This window comes from Acinetobacter sp. ANC 4169 (genome assembly GCF_002135355.1).
Classification (GTDB): domain Bacteria; phylum Pseudomonadota; class Gammaproteobacteria; order Pseudomonadales; family Moraxellaceae; genus Acinetobacter.
On sequence record NZ_NEGE01000020.1, the window covers coordinates 38,167 to 44,166 of the forward strand.

Here is a 6,000-nt window from a genome sequence, read left to right on the forward strand (position 1 = left end):
TCAATCTGCGCTTTCAATTTTACAAAATAAATAATATTCAAATAGTTAATTAAATTTAAAATTAATTTTAACCATTTATCCAAGTCAATTTTAATTGTCAGCGATGACATAGTCATTTTCATATTCGCATGTCAGCATAAAAATATACAGAATCGAAAATCGATGGACGACAAAAATGACCAATATGGTAAACAAGGCTCAAGGACTTGGGCTATCAATCATTACTAGAATTGCGGGTAGCGATGTACTTGACCAATTCAAACTGCGTAAATTTCTGGAAAAATCGCTATATCAAAGTTCAAAAATGGGTTTTAAAACCTTAACTAAGACCCAAAAAGCATTTAAAGCCGATTCTCATGTCAGCAAACAACGTCTTCCCAATCAACATAAATCTTTATTTGATTTAAGTTTGACTGAAGAACAGCAAATGAGCTGCGATGCCATGGATCAATTTGCATCAGAGGTGCTTTATCCACTCGCATCTGAAGCAGACAATAAAGAACAATTTCCAGCCACACTTTGGCAACATGCTGCTGACTTAGGTCTTAACTATTACGCTCTTCCTGAAGCATTCGGTGGTGTAGCCGCTGAAAAGAATATCTTAAGCAATATTTTAATCGCAGAACATTTAGCCAAAGGTGATTTCAGCTTAACCGCAGGACTTCTTTCAACCGTCAGTGTGATTAATGCCATTACCCAATGGGGTTCCGAACAAGTTCAGGCTACCTATTTATCCAGCTTTGCAGATGATGCCGAGATACATGCTACCTTTGCCATCCAGGAAGCTACTCCTGCCTTTAACCCTCTGAAACTAAAAACCAAAGCCAGTTCCGCTGATGGACAATATTGTATTAATGGTGAAAAAACTTTAGTGATTTTGGGTGAAACTGCCGATTTATTTCTGGTTAATGCTGAACTCAATGGCTCAGCAGAAGTGTTTATTGTTAAACGTGATAGCACTATTACTGCTCAAAAAAGTACGGCCATGGGTTTAAAAGCAACCGAAACGGTTAGCTTAAAATTCAACAATACCCCTGCTGAACTGTTGGGCGATGATGACTTTGATTATCTGGCATTTTTAGACCTGGGTAACTTGATGTGGTGTGCTATGGCGGTCGGCACTTGTGAGGCAGTCAAAGCCTACTGCATTCAATATGCCAATGAACGTACTGCGTTTGGTGAACCTATTTCCCATCGCCAAAGTATTGCCTTCATGATTGCAGATATGGCGATTGAGATTGATGCCATGCGCATGCTGGTTTTAAATGCTGCCAGTCTGGCAGAAGCAGGAAAACCATTTCATCGCGAGGCCTATTTAGCACGTCTGCTCTGTGCAGAAAAATCCATGAAAATTGGTACCGATGGCGTACAGGTTCTAGGTGGTCATGGATTTACCAAGGAACATCCTGTTGAGCGCTGGTACCGTGATTTACGTGCCACAGCGATTTTACATTCAGGCTTACATGCTTAATCTATCAGGTAAGGAATTATAAAAATGAATTTACAAAATCCTAAAAAATTTAAGATGTTGATAGATCAGGCTCATGAATCGGCTTTAAATGTACTTCGCCCGATTTCACGTAAATATGATAAGGCCGAACACAGCTATCCCAAGGAACTCGACATGTTCGCCTCACTCATTGATGGCATGAATGATGGCGGTGAAGGGATTAATGCAGGTGCTGCGGTTGGCAAACGTGGCAACACAGAGACAGGCAATAAAAATGGCGTCAACATGTCCACCGTACTCGGCGTAATCGAGATGTGCTATGGAGATACCGGCTTATTGCTCAGCATGCCGCGCCAAGGATTGGGGAATTCTGCCATTGCTGCTGTCGCCAATGATGAACAGCTAGAACGCTTTAAAGGCACATGGGCAGCCATGGCCATTACTGAACCCGGTTGCGGCTCCGATTCGGCAGCCATTCGAAGCACTGCGATTAAAGATGGTCATGATTACATCCTCAATGGGGAAAAGATTTTCGTAACCTCTGGTGAGCGTGCCGATGCTGTGGTGGTCTGGGCAACATTAGATAAAAAACTCGGCCGTGCTGCCATTAAATCCTTTGTGGTTCCTAAAGGAACACCAGGAATGAAAGTGGAACGTCTGGAACACAAACTGGGGATCAAAGCATCCGATACGGCTGTCATCAGCTTTATCGACTGCCGCGTACCTGCGGAAAATCTGCTGGGTCATGCTGAAATTGATGTGGCCAAAGGTTTCGCTGGCGTTATGGAAACTTTTGACAATACTCGCCCACTGGTCGCAGCTATGGCAGTAGGATGTGCCAAAGCATCTTTAGAGAGAATAAAACAGATCTTTGAAGATCAATTAGATCATAATTATGCAACACCCTATTTGCAGACCTCACATATTGCAGCTCAGATTTACCGTATGGAGGCAGAATGGGAAGCGGCACGTTTACTCACCATGAAGGCTGCCTGGATGGCAGATAATAAAAAGCCGAACTCACGCGAAGCTTCAATTTCTAAAGCCAAGGCCGGTCGCATCTGTAATGAAATTACTTTGAAATGCGTAGAATTAGCAGCCAGTGTAGGTTATAACGAAAATGAATTGTTGGAAAAATGGGCACGCGACTCAAAAATTCTTGATATTTTTGAAGGGACTCAACAAATTCAACAACTGATTATTGCACGACGTGAATTAGGTAAGAGTTCAAGTGAATTAAAATAGGTTTTAAGCATTTTTAATGCATAAACACCTTACAAGAGATGGATTTTTTGTTATAAGAATCCATCTCTTTTTTAATTCATTCATTTTAACTTTATGTACCAAATTAGGCCTATTCAAGCTCAAGACAATGCTGAAATTGCAGCGATCATCCGCGAAGTTTCCAAAGAATTTGGACTTGCTCCTGAATCCGGTTTTGCTGTGGCTGATCCAATTTTAGATAATTTGTACGCAGTTTATGATCAACCAAATGCACAGTATTGGGTAATAGAAAATCAACAAGGTAAAATTTTGGGTGGTGGCGGTTTATCGCCCTTAAAAGGTGAACCAACAATTTTAGAAATTCAAAAAATGTATTTTTTACCTGAAGTCCGCGGCTTAGGCTTTGCCAAACAACTTTTAGAAAAAGCCTTTCAGTTTACACTCCTGCAAGGTTTTCAGTCTTGTTATCTGGAAACGACCAAGGAACTTTGGCAAGCAGTAAAACTGTATGAAAAATTAGGTTTTCAATATTTAGATCAACCTAAGGGCAACACCGGACATAGCCATGCCTGTGAAATCTGGATGGAAAAGCGACTGTAATTAATCATATTTTTTACATTTTTATTTGTTGGAGCTCCTATTCATTTAACTGATCAGAGTTGCTTTGACTTAATATAAATGCTTTGGTGTCTACTTTTACTTACACTGAAAGTATTCATTAACCTCTACAGCATAGCCAATTATCAATTTATGCTAAAAGCATCAGGAAACAGGAAGTTTCCATAATAAAAAGAATAAACGATGTAAGCAGGAAGCATAAAACAAAGACAGAAGTCATTCACAGTCACTAGATAAAATAAGCCCCATCCAGATATGGGGCTTATTTTTGTCGGCATTCTTTCAAACCTTAACAAGAATAAGCTAAAAATTGTACAGCTTGATTTAGGCACTTTGTTAATGTCAAAGTTTAATCTGTGATTTAGGATCATTAACATGACTAAAAAAGCACTATTTATTACTTCCAATATCGGTGTTGAACAAGACGAACTGATCAAACCGCTTGAATTTCTACAATCCAAAGGCATTGAAGTGATTCATGCGGCAGAAGAACAAAAGGAAGTACAAACAGTTAAGCATGGTAATGAACCTGCGGCTTCTTATATTCCTCAAACTAGCTTGGCTAAAGTATCAGCGGAAGATTATGATATTTTGGTAATTCCCGGAGGAACCGTAAATGCTGATATTCTCCGATTAAATGAAGACGCACATAAAATCATTCAATACTTCACTGACAATCACAAGCCGGTTGCAGCTATTTGCCATGGACCTTGGGTGTTAATCAATGCACAGCGAATTAAAGATAAAAATGTAACCTCTTATAAAAGTATCAAGTTAGATCTGGAAAATGCGGGTGCCAATTGGTTTGATGAAGAAGTACATCGTTGCAATACCAATAATTGGCCTTTGATCACCTCACGATGTCCAGACGATATTCCTGCATTTAACCAGGCAATTTTGCAGGAACTAGATCATTAAAAATATCTTTTAATAAATGTCTTTAAATAAATATGTTTAAATGAAAAGTCCCATTAAAATAATGGGACAATAGATTCAGAGTTTAAGCAATTGAATTATTTAATATAAATTGAGATTCTGAAAATAACCATAAAATTTCTCTAATTCAGTAAAATAACAACTATTGACTCCCCTTTTTCAGCCCACTAGCATAGCCGCTATAAAATTTTACTTTGGGTTTTGCACTTTGTTTTTTACACAGCCTCTCTCATATTTATCATCTAAAAATTCAAACCATCATTTATGTACATTTAAATCTGTAGCTATCATTATGACTACTTTAGCTTTTGCTGGATGTTCATCTAGCCACTCAGTTGCTAAACGGTCTGCAAAATTATCAACAGGTATTCAAAAAGCCTATTCAGTGGCACCTGATACTGCAAACCGTGTTTCACCGATGATTATTCAAAGTGCAGACAAATACAATGTTGATCCAATCTTATTGGCTGCTATGATTCGACAAGAATCCAGCTATAGAAACTCTGTGATTTCACCAGCTGGCGCTGTCGGCTTGACTCAAGTCATTCCACGTTATTGGCAACAATCTTGTCCAGGTAATCTTTTTGAAGAAAATAATAATATCAATTGCGGGACTTATATTTTAGCCACATACAACAGCAAAGCTGGAAGTTGGCCAAAGGCTTTAGCTTACTACAATGTAGGTCCTGCGGGTTATAACTCCAGCCACAAGATGAAAAAACAAGGAAAAAAGTATGCAGAGCAAGTTAAGCAACATCATGAAACCCTAAAAGGTGCCTTATAAATTTAACTTAAAATCTCTTATCATCTATTAATAGATGATAGGAGATTTTTTTTTGCTTGATATGTTGTTTTCAGACTTTTAATAACGTCCGAAAACCACGAGCAGCATAATATGATTCAGCTCCATTATGATAAATAAAAACCCGACCATAACGCTTATCACCAAATATAGCCCCACCTTTTTCACGGATATTTTCTGGTGTGAATAACCAGCTTGAAGTTTTCATATCAATTGAATCTATCGCCTGAAGCTCATAATAATCATGTTCTGTTAGCAATTCGACACCCATGTGTGAAATCATGTCTAGCACAGAGTTTTCAGGCTTATTGGCTTTTCTAGAATCTAATGCTTCTCGATCATAACAACAACTTCTTCGACCAACTGGACTCTCTATACTACAATCCATAAAAATATAATGATCAGAGATATGATCATGCATTACCACATCGGGTTCACCGCCTGTTCGCTCCATTTCATGAAGTGACCATACTTTATTAGGGCTTGCTTTCAGTTTGATTTGAATTTTCAACCATTGCATAGCTTTATGCCTCTGCATATTTTGTTCAAATCTCTCTTTTAAAATATTTAAAAAATTTGCAAATTGTTGTTCATTCAATAATTTGTCTTTTGGCTTATCTTCTTTCATTTTAAACCTCTTCTATTTTTATTTTAAAATATTGTGCATTATTTCTTTCATCAATAACAAGTTTCAAAATAATATGAAATTGTACCTATAAAGTATTTTTTGATTTTTTATTTTCCCATTTTCCCCACACAAAAAAACACCCCCAACTCTCATAGCAATGCTATTCGGGTTGGGGGTGTCTGGAATAATGAGCTGGCGATGACTTACTCTCACATGGGTAATCCCACACTACCATCAGCGCTAAGAGGTTTCACTTCTGAGTTCGGGAAGGGATCAGGTGGTTCACTCTTGCTATTGTCGCCAGCACAACTGTTTATGGACTTGTTCGGGTCTTATTTACAT

6 protein-coding genes and 1 rRNA gene are annotated in these 6,000 nt (G+C 38.2%); 5 read left to right on the forward strand and 2 right to left on the reverse strand.

The window, feature by feature from the left end; translation table 11 throughout:
• Positions 1–184 precede the first annotated feature (184 nt).
• The 5 genes from B9T26_RS14340 (at position 185) to B9T26_RS14360 (ending at position 5,012) form a co-directional block, all read left to right on the forward strand.
• Positions 185–1,471, forward strand: coding sequence for an acyl-CoA dehydrogenase family protein (locus B9T26_RS14340; protein WP_171263016.1), 1,287 nt, complete (start codon positions 185–187; stop codon positions 1,469–1,471).
• Between the two features lie 24 nt (positions 1,472–1,495).
• Positions 1,496–2,695: an acyl-CoA dehydrogenase family protein gene (locus tag B9T26_RS14345; protein ID WP_086200337.1), complete on the forward strand. Its 1,200-nt coding sequence runs from the start codon at positions 1,496–1,498 to the stop codon at positions 2,693–2,695.
• Between the two features lie 93 nt (positions 2,696–2,788).
• Positions 2,789–3,274 (forward strand): GNAT family N-acetyltransferase, encoded by a 486-nt coding sequence (locus B9T26_RS14350; RefSeq protein ID WP_086200338.1) that lies wholly within the window; start codon positions 2,789–2,791, stop codon positions 3,272–3,274.
• A gap of 393 nt (positions 3,275–3,667) precedes the next feature.
• Entirely contained in the window at positions 3,668–4,210 is a 543-nt protein-coding gene (locus B9T26_RS14355) for a type 1 glutamine amidotransferase domain-containing protein (protein WP_086200339.1), read from the forward strand.
• Positions 4,211–4,520: 310 nt separating this feature from the next.
• Positions 4,521–5,012, forward strand: a complete 492-nt coding sequence (locus B9T26_RS14360) for a lytic transglycosylase domain-containing protein (protein ID WP_086200340.1) — start codon at positions 4,521–4,523, stop codon at positions 5,010–5,012.
• A gap of 70 nt (positions 5,013–5,082) precedes the next feature.
• Here the strand turns inward: B9T26_RS14360 and B9T26_RS14365 are convergent, their stop codons facing one another.
• Positions 5,083–5,658: a DUF4256 domain-containing protein gene (locus tag B9T26_RS14365; RefSeq protein WP_086200341.1), complete on the reverse strand. Its 576-nt coding sequence runs from the start codon at positions 5,656–5,658 to the stop codon at positions 5,083–5,085.
• A 190-nt stretch (positions 5,659–5,848) separates the two neighbouring features.
• Positions 5,849–5,963, reverse strand: a 5S ribosomal RNA gene (gene rrf / locus B9T26_RS14370).
• Positions 5,964–6,000 lie beyond the last annotated feature (37 nt).